Source organism: Enterococcus avium ATCC 14025, assembly GCF_000406965.1.
Lineage (GTDB): Bacteria > Bacillota > Bacilli > Lactobacillales > Enterococcaceae > Enterococcus_A > Enterococcus_A avium.
In genome coordinates, this window is the sequence record NZ_KE136365.1 from 193,759 (window position 1) to 212,046 (window position 18,288).

19 protein-coding genes are annotated in these 18,288 nt (G+C 40.0%); 1 reads left to right on the forward strand and 18 read right to left on the reverse strand.

Annotated features, from left to right (window positions below; all coding sequences use genetic code 11):
• The 8 genes from OMU_RS16495 to OMU_RS16530 form a co-directional block, all read right to left on the reverse strand.
• Window positions 1-432 carry a PTS sugar transporter subunit IIA gene (locus OMU_RS16495; protein WP_225844241.1) on the reverse strand — a complete coding sequence of 144 codons (432 nt, stop codon included), beginning with the start codon at window positions 430-432 and terminating at the stop codon, window positions 1-3.
• A 340-nt stretch (window positions 433-772) separates the two neighbouring features.
• Window positions 773-1,819, reverse strand: a complete 1,047-nt coding sequence (locus OMU_RS16500) for a serine hydrolase (protein WP_016181003.1) — start codon at window positions 1,817-1,819, stop codon at window positions 773-775.
• Between the two features lie 274 nt (window positions 1,820-2,093).
• The gene (locus OMU_RS16505) at window positions 2,094-2,921 is read right to left on the reverse strand and encodes an ABC transporter permease (RefSeq protein ID WP_016181004.1); all 828 of its coding nucleotides are present in this window, start codon (window positions 2,919-2,921) and stop codon (window positions 2,094-2,096) included.
• Entirely contained in the window at window positions 2,921-3,943 is a 1,023-nt protein-coding gene (locus OMU_RS16510) for an ABC transporter permease (protein WP_016181005.1), read from the reverse strand. The genes OMU_RS16505 and OMU_RS16510 overlap by 1 nt, the downstream gene beginning before the upstream one ends.
• Before the next feature lie 24 nt (window positions 3,944-3,967).
• Window positions 3,968-5,572: an ABC transporter substrate-binding protein gene (locus OMU_RS16515; protein WP_016181006.1), complete on the reverse strand. Its 1,605-nt coding sequence runs from the start codon at window positions 5,570-5,572 to the stop codon at window positions 3,968-3,970.
• Between the two features lie 184 nt (window positions 5,573-5,756).
• Window positions 5,757-6,740, reverse strand: coding sequence for an ABC transporter ATP-binding protein (locus tag OMU_RS16520; protein ID WP_016181007.1), 984 nt, complete (start codon window positions 6,738-6,740; stop codon window positions 5,757-5,759).
• A complete protein-coding gene (locus OMU_RS16525) occupies window positions 6,741-7,733 on the reverse strand; it encodes an ABC transporter ATP-binding protein (RefSeq protein ID WP_016181008.1) in 993 nt (330 codons plus the stop codon).
• 392 nt (window positions 7,734-8,125) lie between these two features.
• Window positions 8,126-8,560, reverse strand: a complete 435-nt coding sequence (locus tag OMU_RS16530; protein ID WP_016181009.1) for a hypothetical protein — start codon at window positions 8,558-8,560, stop codon at window positions 8,126-8,128.
• Between the two features lie 337 nt (window positions 8,561-8,897).
• Between OMU_RS16530 and OMU_RS16535 the strand changes: the two genes are divergently transcribed.
• A complete protein-coding gene (locus OMU_RS16535; RefSeq protein ID WP_016181010.1) occupies window positions 8,898-9,770 on the forward strand; it encodes an Rpn family recombination-promoting nuclease/putative transposase in 873 nt (290 codons plus the stop codon).
• A gap of 97 nt (window positions 9,771-9,867) precedes the next feature.
• On the opposite strand, the gene dagF is transcribed toward OMU_RS16535, so the two are convergent.
• The 10 genes from dagF to OMU_RS16585 all read right to left on the reverse strand — a co-directional run bounded on the left by dagF (window position 9,868) and on the right by OMU_RS16585 (window position 18,120).
• On the reverse strand, window positions 9,868-10,605 hold the full coding sequence (gene dagF, locus OMU_RS16540; protein ID WP_016181011.1) for a 2-dehydro-3-deoxy-phosphogluconate aldolase: 738 nt from the start codon (window positions 10,603-10,605) through the stop codon (window positions 9,868-9,870).
• Between the two features lie 40 nt (window positions 10,606-10,645).
• Window positions 10,646-11,734: a DgaE family pyridoxal phosphate-dependent ammonia lyase gene (locus OMU_RS16545; protein ID WP_016181012.1), complete on the reverse strand. Its 1,089-nt coding sequence runs from the start codon at window positions 11,732-11,734 to the stop codon at window positions 10,646-10,648.
• Complete coding sequence (locus OMU_RS16550) at window positions 11,724-12,830, reverse strand: amidohydrolase/deacetylase family metallohydrolase (RefSeq protein ID WP_016181013.1); 1,107 nt, start codon at window positions 12,828-12,830, stop codon at window positions 11,724-11,726. Before OMU_RS16550 ends, OMU_RS16545 begins: the two co-directional genes overlap by 11 nt.
• 15 nt (window positions 12,831-12,845) lie before the next feature.
• On the reverse strand, window positions 12,846-13,538 hold the full coding sequence (locus OMU_RS16555; protein WP_016181014.1) for a DUF4310 family protein: 693 nt from the start codon (window positions 13,536-13,538) through the stop codon (window positions 12,846-12,848).
• 120 nt (window positions 13,539-13,658) lie between these two features.
• Window positions 13,659-14,438 (reverse strand): DUF4311 domain-containing protein, encoded by a 780-nt coding sequence (locus OMU_RS16560; RefSeq protein WP_016181015.1) that lies wholly within the window; start codon window positions 14,436-14,438, stop codon window positions 13,659-13,661.
• Between the two features lie 25 nt (window positions 14,439-14,463).
• The gene (locus OMU_RS16565) at window positions 14,464-14,814 is read right to left on the reverse strand and encodes a DUF4312 family protein (protein ID WP_016181016.1); all 351 of its coding nucleotides are present in this window, start codon (window positions 14,812-14,814) and stop codon (window positions 14,464-14,466) included.
• An 11-nt stretch (window positions 14,815-14,825) separates the two neighbouring features.
• A complete protein-coding gene (locus OMU_RS16570; protein ID WP_016181017.1) occupies window positions 14,826-15,179 on the reverse strand; it encodes a glycine-rich SFCGS family protein in 354 nt (117 codons plus the stop codon).
• 12 nt (window positions 15,180-15,191) lie between these two features.
• Window positions 15,192-15,530, reverse strand: a complete 339-nt coding sequence (locus OMU_RS16575; protein ID WP_016181018.1) for a PRD domain-containing protein — start codon at window positions 15,528-15,530, stop codon at window positions 15,192-15,194.
• On the reverse strand, window positions 15,527-17,380 hold the full coding sequence (locus OMU_RS16580) for a BglG family transcription antiterminator (RefSeq protein WP_016181019.1): 1,854 nt from the start codon (window positions 17,378-17,380) through the stop codon (window positions 15,527-15,529). The genes OMU_RS16575 and OMU_RS16580 overlap by 4 nt, the downstream gene beginning before the upstream one ends.
• 305 nt (window positions 17,381-17,685) lie before the next feature.
• On the reverse strand, window positions 17,686-18,120 hold the full coding sequence (locus tag OMU_RS16585) for a MerR family transcriptional regulator (RefSeq protein WP_016181020.1): 435 nt from the start codon (window positions 18,118-18,120) through the stop codon (window positions 17,686-17,688).
• Between the last annotated feature and the right edge of the window lie 168 nt (window positions 18,121-18,288).

An 18,288-nucleotide genomic window follows, 5' to 3' on the forward strand; every position in this document is an offset into this window, starting at 1 on the left:
TTATTCCCCTGCCTTTGCGATTAAATTGTTATATACTTCATTCAAATCTTGGAGACTTTCTTTACCGCTTTGTAGAGCCGTTTTAGCCAATGCCTCAACATCTGTCGAAAATTCACGATTCACAACAATTTCCAGCAGCATTGCCATATTCACTCCAGAAAGCACTTTCATTTCATTTGTCGTTAAAAGCTTCATCACTTCATTCCCAGGAGTTCCCCCATAAAAATCTACTAAGACAAGTACGCCATCTCCTGTATCTAATTTTTTTACTTTCTCCTGAATCTCCTCCCTCAATCGAACCGGACTATCTCCATGATACAAACCAACAGATGCAGAACCCTTTACTTCCCCCGCAATAATAGCAATTGACTTTAAAAGCGACTCTCCTAAATCCCCATGTGTAACGACTAACAGACCAATCAAACAAAACATCTCCTTCCAAAAAGCCTTTGGTTCTAAAAAAGAACCATTGGTACTATTCACAAATCAAATATATATCCGTTTCGCTTCTTTGTCAACGAAATCTTTGAAAACATTTTCAAAACAAGAAAAATGGCTTCTGTTTATTAATAAAAGAATCATTGCTATTTTCAAAAAATATCTTTTATTTTTATAATTAGTTTTATAACTAACACGATTTTCACATTCTCTGTTGGATATAAGTCGTCTGCTTAATGTTTTTATCTAACAAAAAAAGCCAGCTCTGCTTTTTTTGTTTAAAGCAAAACTGACTCTCTTAACTATTTAATTGTATAGAAATAACGAAGCTGTTTTATTCCTTAATCTTCGTCGCTGCTAAACTAAATTCCGAAATCGCTGTCCTAGTTTTTACAATATCCGAAACGTCGTTAGTTAGTATGACAATCACAAATGGATTATCTTTGGTTAAAACGATGCCGATATCATTTTCAACATTTTGCTGTTCACCAGTAATATTAGCTACAGTAATATTATTCGGCAGTTTTGCAGGAATCTTTGTGCGAATGACTTGGCCCTTCAAAATATCTAACATTGTCTTTTGCGGTTCTTTATCACGACCGTCATAGATTTTTTTCAGCAATTTCATGCAATCATTCAAAGAAGTGTAATTATCCTTATCCGTACTTCGGACATTGATATCCACCATACGGCGTTCAATGTATGTGTCAGGGTATCCTTGATCCTTGAAATAGCTGTTCATATTCCCCATTCCATAATGATCGATTAAAACATTGGTCGCATTGATATCATTTTGTTGGATCATTGGCGTTAACCACTCATTCAACGGTTTGTCTTCAATTACTTGATTGCTGCCATCTTTTTGAGCAAGTGCATAATCCATAATGAAAAGTTCGATAATATTCGCCGCAATCGTTCGTTCAGAATTATTACTAGAAAACTCCTGCTTGCTCTTCAAATATTGCACACCGTAATAGACTTTCCCCGCACTTTGCGTTAATGCTGAAGCATCTAGTTTAGCAGCGGTCTTCTTTTTAGCCTTTGAAGTTGATTTTTTCTCAGAGCTTGCCTGTTTTTCACTTGAATTTGAGGTCTTAGTTTTTTTCTTTGAAGATTCCGTTGTTTTTTTCGTTTTTTCTTTCTTCTCGGAACTATTTTTTGTTGGTTTCTTTGCTGACTTTTTTGTGCTGCTTACGGCAGATTCCTTTTTTGACGATGATTGACTTTCTCTAGCAGTGACTGCTTCCTTTGGTTTTTCAGCTGTATTATTTAAAATGCGCGTCGCTCCAAAATATACGCCCCCTGCCAATAGAAGCGCAGCCAGACCGACCACGACATATTTTCCTTTGTTTTTTTCATTTGGATCCGTATGTCTTCCCAAATCCTTCACCTTCTCCCTTTCAGTACTTACGTTTCATTCAATAATTAGTTTATCATATTTCATTTATAAAATAATTTCTTTTAGAAAAGAATATGTGATTTATAATTTCTTAACATTATTGCTGAACGGCTTTTTTACTTCTTTTAGGGATTTCTCAACTTGGTGAATATATTAGAATGTATTTTTATCATACCTATGAATCAGTGCAGCCAGTTTCTTAATTCTTCCCGCAAAGAAGCCCATCCTATGAAAATCACAAGACAGGCTTCTTCGTTTATTTATTTTTGATTTTTGGATCAAGGTAATCTCGTAACCCGTCACCGACAAAGTTGGCGCCAATCGACATAGAAAAGATTGCAACACCTGGGAAAGTGGATATCCACCAATAGTTCATATTATTTACACCATCAGATACCATCGAACCCCATTCAGGTGTTGGCGGTTGTGTTCCCAAGCCTAAAAAGCTTAGTCCCGAGAAGGTCACAATCGCATTCCCAATATCCAGAGTTGCCATAACTAATAATGAGCCTAACGCATTTGGTACAATTTCTTTGACTAGGATGCGTAAATGACTTGCTCCTAAGACTTTTGAGGCGACGATGTACTCATTTTCCTTCAACGTAATCACGAGACTTCGCATCAGTCGAGCATAATTGGGCCACCAAATAATCGTCATTGCCAGCACAGAGTTAAAAATACTTGGTCCTAAAGCCGCCGCAATCACCATCGCTAAAATTAATGGTGGGAAAGCAGCAATCAATTCCGCAAAACGCATCATGACATCATCGATGATTCCGCCAACATAGCCAGCAATACCGCCGTAAATGGTTCCGATAACAATCGTAATACAGACCGTTACCACCCCTGCGGTAATCGACACCCTACTTCCCATCAAAACACGAGAAAATACATCACGCCCTAGCTCATCTGTTCCTAAGAAATGGCCTGCTGAGCCCGGCGGTAAAAAACGTTCCATCATATCTTGTGTCAACGGATTCCGTGGTACGATCAGCGGAGCAAGAACTGCAATGAGCACCCATAACACACAAATAACGATTCCTAATTTGAATAAAAAGTTTTTTTGTTTCAGTAATCGTTTCATTAGCTGTACCTCACTCTCGGATCAATGACCCCATAAAGAATGTCAATCACGAGATTCAGTATCACATTAATCATCGCGATCAATAATGAAACGCCGCAGATTGCCGGAAAATCTAATGTCGTAGCGGACAAATACGCGTACTGTCCAATTCCCGGCCACGAAAAGATTTTTTCAACAAAGACCATTCCGCCTAACAAGTTGCTAAACCCCATTCCCATAACAGTAATAACAGGAATCAAAGCATTTCCTAGCGCATGGCGCAAAACGATCTGACGCTGTGAAAGTCCCTTCGCTTTAGCGGTTCGGATATAGTCTAATGAAGAAACTTCCAAAAGATTCGAACGCGTCTGCCGGGAAATCAGCCCCATCGTAAAGAAGCCAAGGACGATCGCGGGTAAAATCAAATGGGAGAGAGCGTCATTGAATAACGCCCAATTGCCACTGGTTAAGGCATCCCAGACATAAAGTCCCGTTCCCCCTGTCGGTGCCGAGATTCGCGAACTGACTCGCCCGCCGCCAGGAAACAAATGCCATTTGGAATAAAACAACAGCAGCATAACTAACGCGAACCAGAAATTCGGGATCGAAACCCCGCTGATTGAGATCGTACGAACTAGATAATCAAACGGCTTGTTGCGATAGACTGCAGAGATGATCCCAAATGTGATCCCGAATAGAACAGCGATCAGCATCGCCATGATGGATAGTTCTAAAGTCGCAGGGAAAAACTGTTTCAAATCACTGATAACAGGATTACCGGTGCGAATCGAAGTTCCTAAATCTCCCCGCAACAAATTACTTAGATAAATAAAGTATTGTTCCATTAGCGGCTTGTCCAAACCCCAGCGTGCTTTGTAAGCCGCAACTGCTGCAGGATCGCTCATCGCATTTGGACTCATATTCGATGCAATCGGATCACTGGGAACGAGATGCGAGATCATAAATACTAAGAACGTCACCCCAATGATCAAAAAGCAGACAAATAGTAAGCGCCGTAATAAAAATCTAGCCATATTCCTCATACACTTTTGCCCCTTGCTATTTGGTTAGTTGATACTGACATCTTGGAAATTGATTTTTTGTACTTCGTAATAGTTAACGCCCTTTAAGTTGTCACGATAAGCCAATACTTTCGGATGCTGAACTAAGAAAGCATATGGCATATTATCTGCCAGTAATTTTTGTAACTCTTCTGATGCGGCAACGCGTTTTTCTTCATCTGATTCTGTTTGAATTGTTTGCTTCAACTCTGCCATCTTCGTATTTGAAGTGTCTGTCCATTTCGCACGCTCACCGACTGTATCACCTGGTAAGAAGACTAGCTGATTATTGATTTCCATATAGTCTGGATGCCAATGCATTAGCAAGAAGGCTTCTTTTCCTTCACGGTAAGAATCGATCACGACCCCAATCTCAGATGTTTCAATCTTGGCATTGATGCCGATTTTTTCTAGATCATCTTTGATTTTTTGACCGAGAGTCGTCCAAGACATCCCCTCTGTATCAAAGTTGGCAACCGTGAATTTCACTTCGAAGCCATCTTTATAGCCAGCTTCTTCCATTAATTTCTTCGCTTCATCAAGGTCCTGATAGTCCTCATCCTTTTCTAAAGCGCCAGTAAATCCTTTTGGCACGATATCTAGCGGCAACACAGCTTTATCGCCAGAGATTTTCAATAATTCTTTATAATTGATCGCTTTACGAACGGCTTCCTGCACTTTCGGATTGGCCATCGGTCCGCCGATTTCTTCATCTTGGTTCATTAATAGGAAGGTAGTTGTTGAACCAACGTAGTTTTTGATCTTCACGCCTTCTTGATCTTTTAATTGCGAGACATTGTCTACACCAATACCTAAAGCAATATCAATGTCCCCTTGTTTCAACATTTGAATCTGTGTGTTCACATCTGGGATTTCTTTACAAATAACTTTATCATTTTTCACTTCGCCCCAGTATTCCTTGTTCTTCGTTAAACTAAGTTCTTCGTTTTGTTTCCATTTGTCCAAGACATAAGCGCCTGAACCTGCTGAATTTGAATTCAACCATTTTTCAGCTGTATCTTTCGAAGAAGCATCCTCTGCATCCGTACCGCCATGTTCTTTGACAACTTCAGAATCAACGATCGCAAAGGAGTTATTCGCTAATTTTGACAAGAAGGCTGCATCTGGTTCCTTCAACGTAAACTTCACTGTATAATCATCTGGTGTTTCGACACTTTCCACATTTTCCGTATGATGCGTCGTATTACTCTTCAGATTTTTGGTCCGCATCACACTGAACTTCACATCTTTAGAAGTCAAGTCATTTCCGCTTGAGAATTTTACACCTTCTTTGATTTTAAAGGTATGGACTTTTTGTGAATCATCCATTTCGTGAGATTCTGCTAATGAAGGCTCTGGGGTTGACGATTCATAGGTACGATACAGATAATCATACATTGCGTAATACACCATATTCCCGTAAACTTCATAGCCATGGTGAGGATCCAAAGTCTTTAAATCAGATGCCATCCCGACTACCAACGTCTTATCGCCATCTGCACTGCCGCCACCATCACTTGACCCGTCTGTACTATCGCCACCGCCGCCACAACCAGCGAGTGTCAACATTGCCAGACAAATGACGCTCCATAACAACTTCCTTTTTTTCATACCTTTTACTCCTCCTTGTTTTTACTAATGTATTTAATTTTCCTAGGAAAAATTAAGTCTGATTAAAACGCCGTATACCATCCAACTAGATCCCTATTCTTTTATTTCACAGAAATTTTTTTTTGCACACTCCACTTTGAGGACCTGTCAAAAGTTGGACTGGCATCCTTATGTTTACTAAAAATTACTCCTCTTTATTATGCAAATGACATGCCACAAAGTGATTGTCCTTTACTTCCAATAATTCAGGTATATCTGTCTTACATTTTTCCATCGCAAATGGACAGCGGGTATGGAACTTACAGCCCTTAGGCGGATTCGCTGGACTTGGCACGTCACCAGTCAATACGATCCGGTCGATTTTTTCCTTATCAATCGTCGGTGCAGCTGAGATCAAGGCTTTTGTGTAAGGATGCAACGTATCATTATATAAAGCATCCCGATTCGCCAATTCTACGATATTTCCTAAATACATCACGGCTATACGATCACACAGATGATAAACGACTCCTAAATCATGAGAAATGAAGAAATAGGTTAAATTCATCTGTTCTTGCAACTCTACCAGCAAATTAATGACCTGCGCTTGGATCGACACATCCAGCGCTGAAACGGGTTCGTCACAGATAATGATTTCCGGCTTTAACGCTAACGCGCGAGCGATTCCAATTCGCTGTTTTTGTCCTCCTGACATCTCGTGAGGATAACGGTTTTTGTATTCGGGAGCTAATCCGACCATCGTTAATAAGCGATCAATCTCGGATTCAATTTCAGCCTTCGTCATATCCTTTTTATGATGAATCTGGAAGGGTTCAGCTAAAATACCTTTGATTTTATTTCGTGGATTTAAACAAGCAGACGGATCTTGGAAAACGAGTTGAACCTTTGAACCAAAAGCTACTTTTTCTTTCCGATTCTTAAAAGCGCTAACATCTTGTCCATCAATAATAATCGTTCCATCAGTGATCGCCCCAAGATTCAACATCGTTTTACCTAACGTGCTTTTCCCGCAACCACTTTCACCGACGATCCCGAAAGTCTCACCCTTTTTTACTGTTAACGTCACATCATCAACGGCTTTTAACGTTCCCTTTTTACCTTTACTGTCGCGAATTTCAAAATATTGTTTGACGTGCTCCATTTGAATAATCGGTTCTTGCGTCATCATTTACGTCGTCACCTCAGTTTCTTCTTCTGTCGAATACTTAAAGCAACGGACTTTTCGTCCATCTTCACTAGTTGTAATTGCCGGCCTTTTCTCCTTGCAGATAGCCATCGCGTAAGGACAACGAGGATGAAAGCTGCAACCTTGCGGCATCTCATTTAATTGAGGAACCATACCCTCGATACTGCTTAGTTTCCCTTTTTTATCATTGATAGTTGGAATTGCCGCAATTAAGCCTTCTGTATAAGGATGTTTGGGATTGTCCAATATTTCGCGAATCAATCCCTGTTCCACAACTTTTCCAGTGTACATTACAACGACGCGATCACATATTTCTGACACCACACCTAAATCATGAGTGATCAAAATGATCCCCATTTTGAGACGTTCCTTTAATTCCTTCAAAACTTCTAAAATTTGTGCTTGAATCGTCACATCTAATGCGGTAGTCGGTTCATCTGCGATTAGAAGCTGCGGATCACAAGCAAGCGCCATCGCAATCATTACCCGCTGCCGCATCCCACCGGACATTTGATGAGGATATTCGTTGAAACGCTGCTCAGGTGCGGGAATCCCTACAAGCTTTAACAATTCTATCGCTTTTTCCTTCGCATCTGTCTTTGAGATATCCGTATGGATCAACATGGATTCGACAATTTGTTTTCCGCATTTATGAAGCGGATTCAAAGAAGTCATTGGTTCTTGAAAAATCATCGCTAAATGATTACCGCGAAAATGCTGTTTCTCCCTCTCTTTCATAGCAATCAAATCTTCACCTCTAAATAGAGCTTTTCCCGTAACTGTACTGGTTGCTTCATCTAATAGGCCCATGATGCTTAAAGAAGTTACACTTTTTCCGCTACCACTTTCCCCAACAATACCCAATGTTTCATTTTCATTTAATAGAAGCTCTAAATTATTTACGGCAGTCACTTCTCCGTTATAGGTCCGAAATTTGACTGTAAGTCCTTCGACCCTTAGCAGTTCTTTCTCCATAAAATAATTAACTCCCTACTTTTTGATTTTTAAATTATGGTTAAAAAATAACTATATATTCTAATTTTAAAACTAGCCATTTACAGTTTAATTGTTCAGAATTTTCGGAAAATATTTTATTTTTTGATTATACCAGCTGACAAAAGATTGTCAACTTAAAGTTTGATCCACTATTTTTGAAAATCAAGCAATAATAACTCTCATCGTCCTTTACCCAAAATCATTATTTTTAATATGAAATAATGATGAGCGTTTCTAATTTTAAAAAAAACGAAATTTATTATCAATCAAATTATTGTCTGTATTAATGCCCCGAAATAACAAAACAAGAGTTTTCGACAGTTTGCTTTTAAAAACTGTCAAAAACTCTTGTGTAAAGAATTGATTGGGTATTACATTAATTTCTCAAAGCGGCTTTCGATCACTCCTAAGTGCAGCTGATTGAAGTCTCGGAAAGATTGACAAGGCACAGTTGCTTTGTCACAATTTTCTGCAATGTACAATGGTTTAAAGCCTAATTTCTTTGCTTCATGCAGCTGTTTCAAGGAATTCGAGATGAAATTGACCTTTTGATGCGCCAACTCCACCTGCAGAAAATCCACTAATCCATGAGGAACCGTCTCAGCTTTTTCACCGTTGATCGAAAAATCTAAATAGTCAGCCAGATGATGCTCCAGTAAAACTCGATTCATCATCTCTTGATCGTAGAAAACCATGCCGATTTGCTGTTTTCGACTTTTCAAATAATCTAGCAATTGCTGGACCTTTGTTTGATCTTCTTCTCGTAAAAAAATACTCTCACTTGAAAATACAAAAGTTTCAATCATTCCGTTTCCTCCTACTCTATTCGTTTGTTCATAAATTCACTAATTGCGCTAAAAAAAATATTTCCTGGTTTTCTTCCCTGATAAGAACAAATGTAAAACTTGTTCATCAAGTTGTCTTTTAACTTACATCATTTTTGAAGCGCTGTCAAACCTTCTCATAGGTTGTGCTCATCTCGGATACGAGAAAATCTTCTAACATTAATCCATTTCATACTTTTCGTTATCTACGGGAAAAACAGGATTTATTCGTATGTTATCTATAGAAGAGTTTTTCCCGCACGTTCTATAATAAAAGCGAGAAAAGCCTTTCAATACGTTGTCAGAAAGGCATGATACGATGGAAAAATATTTACCGACAAACGATTTGTTGTTTAATAAGCTACTGACCTCTGAGGATTCTCCGCACATTCTGAAAGCCTTCGTCAAAGATTTATTAGGACTGGAATTTATGACTCTGAAACCAAAAGTTCCTTACCATATTGATACGTACAAGAAAAATTATGATGAACTGACGCTTCGAATGACCGAAGTGGATATCTTGGCCACGGCAGATGATGGCAGCTGTACAACGATTGAATGCCAGATTCAAAAGCATAAATATTTCAACGAACGCACGCTTTTTTATCTGGCAGAGGCCTATTGCTCACCCTTTGGCAATACCAAAACCGTGGAATTTATCGAGAATAATAATTTTTCTGCGCTCCGACCAGTGTACGGAATCAAGGTCGTTGATTTTGATTTATTCGATCGTGAAAAAGCGGCACTGAGAATTTTCCGTCTACTAGATGAGCAGACACACGAACCCTTTATAGGTCAAGAGAACAGACAATTGCTGATGCTCTGCTTCCTTAGCTTGACCAATAAGAATATCAAGGAAACCAGCGCAGCCTGCCACTGGCAGCATTTTCTAAAAACCGGCGAAGTCACACCAGATGCTCCCAACTATCTTAAAGAAGCCAAACGTAAAATCGATTTCTATTCGCTAAAGGAGGATGAACAGACGATGATTATGAACATCAATAAAACCGAAGCCATCCGAAATGCCGAACTTTCAACTGCGAGAGATGAAGGGATTGAACAAGGACTTAGAAAAGAAAAATGTACCATTGCTCGGAAAATGCTAGCGGCAAACCTTTCCTTTGAACAAATCGCAGAATTCACTGGTTTGAAGATTGATGAGATCAAAAAACTGCGGGATGAGCAAAAATAATCTCCGTCACAGAAAACACAACGCAAAAAGGCAGGAACTTCGAATTCCCGTCTTTTTGCGTTGTGCTAATATAATAAGCTCTGCATTCTTTCTTCTATTAAAGAAGCTCTTTTACCATATCTAATAAAGCTTTGACATCTTCTGCTCGTGTATCGCCCGTCACAGAATCAATAATCGAACTGTAAACATGAGGAATAACCTTTTTTACCCCGGCATCTAAAGCGATTTTAACGATCTCTTGAAAATTCTCCAAATCGATCCCGCCTGTTGGTTCTAAATAGAAATCATTTTCTGCGCAGGCTTTTGCAACTGCCTCGTATTCTTCTTTATGAGCAAGGCCCTTCATTGGAAAATATTTCACTGAGCTTCCGCCCATATCCTTTAATAAAGCGATGGCTGTCTCAATTGGAACGATGGCTTCTTCTGTTTGAGAGCTCAAAGGTCCGGTCGCGATATTAACATAGCCGACTTTACCGCAAGGAGAAACCAATCCATTGATCACTGTGTCCGCTTGGTCTAACAACGCTCGGGAGGTTCCGACACCTGTGAAGACTTGATTTACATGCTGTGGCTGCAGCACGCCAGAAATCCGCGAAACCATTTGGCTTTGATTTGGATCACCGGCACCAAGACCGACAGATAACGCATTTTCTGTTGCTTCCTGATAGTCTTTCATCGCTTCAATCGCGGCTTCATCGCTGTTATAATTTTTTGACAGCACTCCTAAAACAACGTGTCCTTCTGCCGCTTCGTAACAGTCACGAGCATTTTCGACAGAGTTGGCTAAGACGTTTAAACAAACACGATCTTGATAGTAATTTGGGGTTAAAGACATTTAAATTTGCTCCTTCAATTTATAATATGTTTTGATATCTCTACATGATTTCATTTAATCGTGTAACGATCTTTCCTAGTTCTTCCTCATTGACAGCGCGGATATCAAATTCGATGATGCCATTATTGGCTTGATATTCTCGTGTATAGATCGCAGGATTTTCTACTTTTAGCGCGTTAATCACTTCTGTCGCCGGTTTATTTTGGACTTTTACACTGGCCCGATAAATGTCTCTGCCAGCACCATCTTGAACAGTTTTGGCTTCGAGTCCTTCAATTTTATTAAGCTCTTCAATAAAAGGCATTAGACGCTGTTTCATCGATTCGCCTGACTCGCTGCCATTTTGTAAACGATCCTCCAAAGCCTGCGTGAAGCCTAAAATATTGTCCTTGCCGATCTTCATAGCCCGACCGATTCCTTTGCCCTGCAGACGAACCCATTCAATATATTTTGCTGTGCCAATCACCAATCCGCTGCTAGGGCCTTCAATCGCTTTGGCGCCTGAATAAATGACCAAATCCGCTCCGGCTTGAGTATATTTATAAAGGTCTTCTTCCGCCGCCGCATCAACGATCAACGGCACTTGATGCTTCTTTGCTACTGCAGCAGCATCAGCGACTGTCAGCATACTTTTTTGTACTGTGTGATGGCTCTTGATATAAAGTAGTGCTGCAGTATTGTCGGTAATCATCATTTCTATTTGTTCGGCTGAACAGCCATTGGCATATCCCGCCTCAACAACTTCACCGCCGCCTAGCTCCACCATTACTTCAACAGGAGTACCATAATCGACATTGTGTCCTTTAGGAACAATAATCTCACGTTTTTTGATCCGATCGGTATAAGGGTGATAGGCATGATACAAACTGCCTTGTCCAATAATCGCAGCGACAGATTGTGCGATGCCTGCTGATGCAGAAGATACGATCTGCGCATCCTCAACCTTTAAAAGCTTTGCCAGATAGGCGCCGGTCTGAATAAATAATTCACTCATCTCAAAGAAATGCTCTCCACCAAAGCGCTGCGCTGCTAAAACATTTTCTGATACTTTCGATACACCGAGGATCGTCATTTTTCCTGATGCATTGATAACTTCCTTTAAGCCAAATTTGTCATAACTAATTGTCATAAATGGTGCCTCCAATAATCGTTTTCACTGGTTTGATCAATTCCTTCGCAGTACGCGTAAAGCCATTTGAATCGGTCAATGTCTTTTCTCCGTTGGACAAATCAAAAATCGTTAAATCAGCATCATACCCAGCTGCCAATTTACCTTTTTTCTCTAAATGGAAATAGTGTGCCGGTACATTTGTTACCTTATCTAAAATCTCTTCCCACGAATATCCTACCACACGCAGCTTTTCCATTGTTGTTGCCAAATCGTAGACAGGTCCATTTTCGCGATTGCGATGATAAATGTCAGTACTAATTGATGTGGCTTTGATACCTGCTTTTAGCGCAGTCTCTGCAACGTGAAAGTTAAAACTGTCCGTGCCGTGGCCTATATCAAAAACGATTCCTTTTTCATATCCTACTTTAGCAAAATCCTTGATTTGATCTGTCTCCTTGTCCAAAATCCCATTTGGTTTGCCGTTAAAGCAATGAGTCAACACATCACCTTCATCCAATACTGCTAATATTTCCTGCAGCTCTGGCGGCGCTGACCCGATATGGATCATTAATGGCAGGTTTTGATTTTTCCGTTGAATATCTTTTGCTAATTCCAACGGTGTAATCCCATTTTCACCAATAACGGTCTTACTCATTCGCGCTTTGATTCCTACGATAAATTGTGGAAGCTCAACCAATCGATCATGTACAAGATCCGCCTGAATCTTCGTCAAATCGGCTAGTTCATCTTGTTCAACGATACCCCATTTTGAAATATTAATTAGTGCGTAAACATTGGTCTTGACCTTTTTAGCCAGTTCATAAAAATCACCAATATTTTCTGCACCAGTCGTTCCAGCATCAATCACGGTTGTCACGCCTTTGGTTACGCCGATTTCATCCGGATAATCATAATAAAGCGTCATTTTTTCATAACAATGAACATGATCATCAATCCAACCAGCGGATACATAATGCTCTCCTGCTAAATCGATTATTTTTTCAGCGGGAGATTCAATCGTGGTGTCTACATTTAAGATCACACCATCTTTGATTGCTACTTCGACTTTTTCCCCATTGATACGTTTCCCATTTTTGACTAATAAATCAAACATCCTTTGGCCTTCTTTCTACTGCAATGCGACTGGGAAGATCGTACCAAGTACCATCGCTCCAAGAATCGCACCGCCAGCTATAGGTTTTTTCCAAGCGTAAAATCCTAATGCTCCCAATGTTGCGCCGATCCCAATCGGAATTGAAGCACCACAAGCACTCAAAATAATCAGTGGTCCTAAGAAACGTCCTGAAGAATTACCAGCACCCATCATCACATCAGCACCAAAGGTTGAGTTCGCCTGATTGATGGTGAACTTACGAATCAAAATAATCACGCCACCAACTAATAACCCTAAAACAGCACCTGTTATCAGTGACAAGGCAAAGTTATCGATCGGTGCACGAATCCCCATACTCAAGAAGATCGCCGGAATTCCGATACCGATCCCCGTTAAAATAGATCCGCCTAAATCCAGAATCCCTACCAAAGAACCTTCCAGAATACGTGCAAATAGAAAGCTTGCACCAAATGCCGCCGCTGCTCCATATGAGCCGCCATCTAATCCTGCCTTCAACATCGCAACAATTGACACTTCATTAAAAGCTCCTACTCCGTGTACGACATACATATGAGTCCCAGCAAAAACCGCCGCTGCCATGATTCCTACGGTGATCGGAAATGCCCAATCCGCATACCAGAAGCTTTTCGCTTTTTTCTCTTCAGAAAGCATTGCTTGTTCCCTTTCCAATTCCTCTGTGTTATCCATGTATTTCCCTCCTAATTAATGAATTACTTTTCCGTAAAAAATATGATTCTCTTCACATGTTTCAATCTATCTTCTACTCTTTTCAACAATTTTTTAACTAACTCAAAATTCAAAAATACCTTAACTCAACCCAAGCATTTTATGGATATTTTCTAACCAATTTGGTGCTTGTAGTTTGAAGCTTTCCAAGACTTGTAAATCGAACCCGCGGAAGAAACCACTCAAGACAAATAGCAAGATGATTGCACCCATCATCATCTTCGTTACTTTTGACCAGCCGATTTCATCGACGCCTTTACCGATCAGGATACCTAATACCACGCCAGGAACGGCATTCCCCATAATCAATTGTGCAATACCGCCAAATAACGTGCCCCAGAAACCCGTACGTTTTCCTGCATCTAGTGCAGCTAACCAGAAAATGACTGGCATAACAACATTAATCAAGGTGGTGGCCGCTGGGACCAATACGGCTACAGCTGTTACCTGCAAAGCTTCTGGAATAGCTGCGGCAGTTGAATTCAAAAATGCAACAACAAGTGCTCCGACAACAGCACCAACAAAGCCCATTTTCCTAGGATCATGCATCGTTTCTGAAACATTTTTATTTTTCGCTAATAAGACCGAAGCTGCCCAATTGGGAATAATCCGATGCGTAACATCCTGTGTAAATGCGCCTGCTCCAACAGTCGAAGCCCAAGCGTTGAAGAAAAAGCCTAGTCCAAATGAGAAATGCGATGCTGGATCTCCCATACACGCGTTCATTTCTCCTAATGTACGAAAGGCTCCCAAGCCCTGCGTACTTGGAGCATGAAACATCCGCGCTGCTCCCATTGAAGCTGAAAACCCAAGCAAGCCGCCAATGATAATTGATTTAATTAAGATAACTGTAAACTCCACTTCTTTACTTCCTTTCTATTTTTCCTTATATTTTTTTGGAAATAACAGGAATTTGAATACCATCAGGATCATCTGTCATTTCCTTGGTAAATTCTACTTCACCAACTTGAAGCGTTGTTACACTGACCGTTACTTCCAATTCCACATGATAGCTCGTTCTTTTTCTTGGAAAGAAGAAAAAGAGAAAGCGTTCCTTATACGTCTTTTCGATCGCTTTAATCACTTCTACTTCAATCGGTTCAATTCGTAAAATCACTTCTGATTCCTGCATCATCTTCTTTTGGATTTGACCCAGCGCACTAGCAAACGCGTGCTGCTTAGAATCCCCTTCGCCTTCGACTGTCACGATGACTTGTTGGCAATCTTGAATACTCATTTACTCATCTCCTAATTGTGTTTCTTTTCAAAGGCTTCTACTAGACGTTTGCCTAATTCTTCTTGATCCATAAAGCCGAAGCCTAAGACAGTTTTTCCGTCATTAATCGCCGTGACTCCTTCTTCGATTGAACGCATGCCATGACGTTCTGGATAGCCATATTTTGTTGAGGCAGTCAATGCTCCTGCGCCACCGCTGCCGCAAAATGAAATACCCATATCCGCATTTTCCTGCTGCATCACATCGCCTAAACGCATATCTGCGCCCATTCCTGGAACAACGACTGCTCGTGCGCCTGCTGCTTCTACCCCTTTTGCTACGTTTTGTCCTTTGCCCATACGGTCTGCAATTACTACTGTGATCATTTATATTTCCTCCTAAAGTTCATTTTGTTTGGCTGTTTCAAAATGGATCGATAAAACATACATCTCATCTTGAGACAAATTATCGATTTTTCTTACAACGCCGTCTGCTAACTGCAATGCTTCTTTTGATACTTCACTGAACATTTCCGGGTCAACCTCTGGAATTGTTTCCTGTTCCTTTGAACGCTTTAACATTTCATTCAAATGATTGATTAAAATTGTCCATTGCAGCTCAGTAGGTTCAATTTTCACTAATGTAAGTTCTTTTTTTAACCAATCAATCAATTCTTCTAATTCTTGTTGATATTCGCTGGTTGATATAATTTGTAACGCTTCTCCAGTCACGGTCATTCATTTCCTCCTTTGATATACGCAAATAGTGCTGTGATTTCTGATTGATTAATCGCTAAGTTGTGTTCGGCAAACAGCTCCTCGATCTGTTTGTTGTATGATGTAGAAGTCGGTAACACTTCATCCACTTTGTTTCCTTCCATCATATATTGCTGATCAAAGGTAATTCGATGGACCATTAGAAAGACATGCAATAAGAACGCTTCACGATACTCTTGGTTTAGCTGCTCTTGGAATAGGAGCAATAGCTTTTCGTAAATTGTGTATGCCTGTAAAATCAATTCCTTACTGAAATCTTCTAATGACGTTCGATTTCCTGCCGGCTCCCATCTCACTTTTCTGACACCGTGTTGCGGTGTTTGGCTCAGGATTTTTTTGACTGCTTGTTGAATCTTTTCCAAATCCTGCTTCGTCGGTAACGGGTGCACTTTGATAAACTCGCAATCTATTCCTTCAATTGGAAAAATGCTGATGACTAATTCAGGCTCTTTTTGCTTAATGACTTCCTTTGCATTCAGCACCGAAGCAAACGCTGCGATTTCGATATTCGAAAGCTCTTCTGATATTTTCTGCTTAATCAAACTCGTTACGCCTAAGCCAGTAGAGCAAACATAGACCGCCCGAACACTGCGCATGTCAGCCGCCTTTTCATAAGATACGAGAAAGTGCAAGGCGATATAAGCAATAAACGAATCATTGATCAGCAAGCTTTTTCCTCGAATCTCACGTCGAACGACCATTTCAATCGCATCGAACAGCTCAGGATACTTTGCCTTGATGTCATCCTTGAACGGATTGTATTCATTGACGAATTTTTGTTTACGAGATAATCGCATCGATAAATGTGCATAGAGATTATTCAGTAGCTGTGGATCATTGAAAAAGGAATAGTTGATCTTTTTACTCACCTTCTGAATCAGATTCTCGGTCAACACCATCACATCCTGCTGCAGATCATTTTCGAAGGTATCGCTGTAGATGTAGCGATATTCATCCTCAAATAGCGGCAGCTGGTAATGTGCAAAGACCTGTTGCATCAATAAGTAAGAGAGTTCCTGATGCTCTTTTGGATCATTCAGCAATTGATAACGGCCAATCGTATATTCATTTTGCAGTCGTATTGTGGCGATCGCTACTCGAATCAGCATGTTCAGCAGTTCCGCGTAATTTAACTCCGCCGTATCGATCTGCTTCAATAACTGGCGCATGTCCGCAAGAACCTGATTAAAAACTTCTTGAAAAGCTGTGCCTTTGGCTGAATAAAGCTCATAGCCTTCCTTTTTTTCACTCTGTAAAAGTAAATCCATAATTTTGTAGATGTCATAATCGGTTAAGTCCTTTTGCAGTACTTCTTCAATCAACAATCGAACCTGATGCTCAGGACCTGTGATCAAAAAACCTTTGCGGGACAAACGTTCAAGCGTCATTCCCTGATCAGTTAGACGTTTTTCTAAAACCTCCAAGTCGTTAAGAACCGTATCCTTGCTGACCATCAAACGCTCCGCCAATTCAAAAGAGGTGATTGCTTGATTTGTCAGCATCAAAAAAATACTTAGGCGGTCCAGTCGCAAGGTTTGATCGGCATACAATTCCAGACGGTCAACATCCATCAGCTCACTTTTCAGCTTGATTCGTTCAGAATCGCTTAGTGTCAACCAAACACCTTGGCTTCTTTTACTTGTCAAATCCTGATTTCGCGCCTTTAGCCACAAACGAATCGTGTCCAAATCATATTTTATTGTGCGCACGCTTACATTTTGCTGAGCAGCCAATTCCTTTGTAGTCACCGGTTGCGAATCCTCAAGCAATTGAAGCAATACTTGGATCTGTCGTTTCGTAATCTGCTGCATGATGCTCTCTCCTTACACGTTTAACTATAGTCATTTATTTCTCATTCAACAATATGAAATGATTGCACTTACTCTAGTGCAAAAAATCCATATTTTATAGGATATAGAGTGCCTTCGAGTAAAAAATAAAGTATAGTAAAGCAACTTTATCGTTAATAACTGATATACTCATTGCACTAACCACTTCATAAGGTATCATCTTTTACCTTAAAAATGTCCGTTTATTCAAAATATTTTTTTTCCATAAAAAAACGGACATGTTCCTTCTAAAAAAGGAAACAGTGTCCGTTTAGCTTGATTGATTCTTAGTGAGATCGTTCATAATGAGGCTTGATTGCTTCAGGCAGCTCCTCCGGTGTAAGGTTTTTGAGCCGTTCTTCATTGCCAAACTTCATGGCTTCATCATAATACCAACACTTGTAGTGAATCATATCGAGTACTTTATTCAACTTGGCGATTTCTTCTTCAACTGCTGCTTTTTGTTTCTCAAAAAGTTCCCTGCGTACTTCAAAAGTCTGACTTCCTTGCTTGCTCCATTCCATGAATTGTTTGATATCCTTGATTTCTAAACCAGATTTCTTTAGACATTCAATAACTCTAAGAGCTTCTAATTCACTGTCTGAAAATTTGCGAATGCCAGATACTCGCTGAATGTCTGGAAACAAACCTTCTTTATCATAATACCTCAGCGTAGATACTGGTAAATCAAACATTTGAGAAACTTGACCAATAGTATACATTATTTTACCTCTTTCTATTCCGCTTCTTAACTTAAAGTCAAGTTTAGGTATCACTATAATAATTTGTTCAATTAGCGGTTGTCAAAGATTTTTCTATACATAATCCTTGTTTAGCTTATAAACCAAACGGATTTTAATGTCAGAAAAAGAGATCGTGTCATTCTCTTC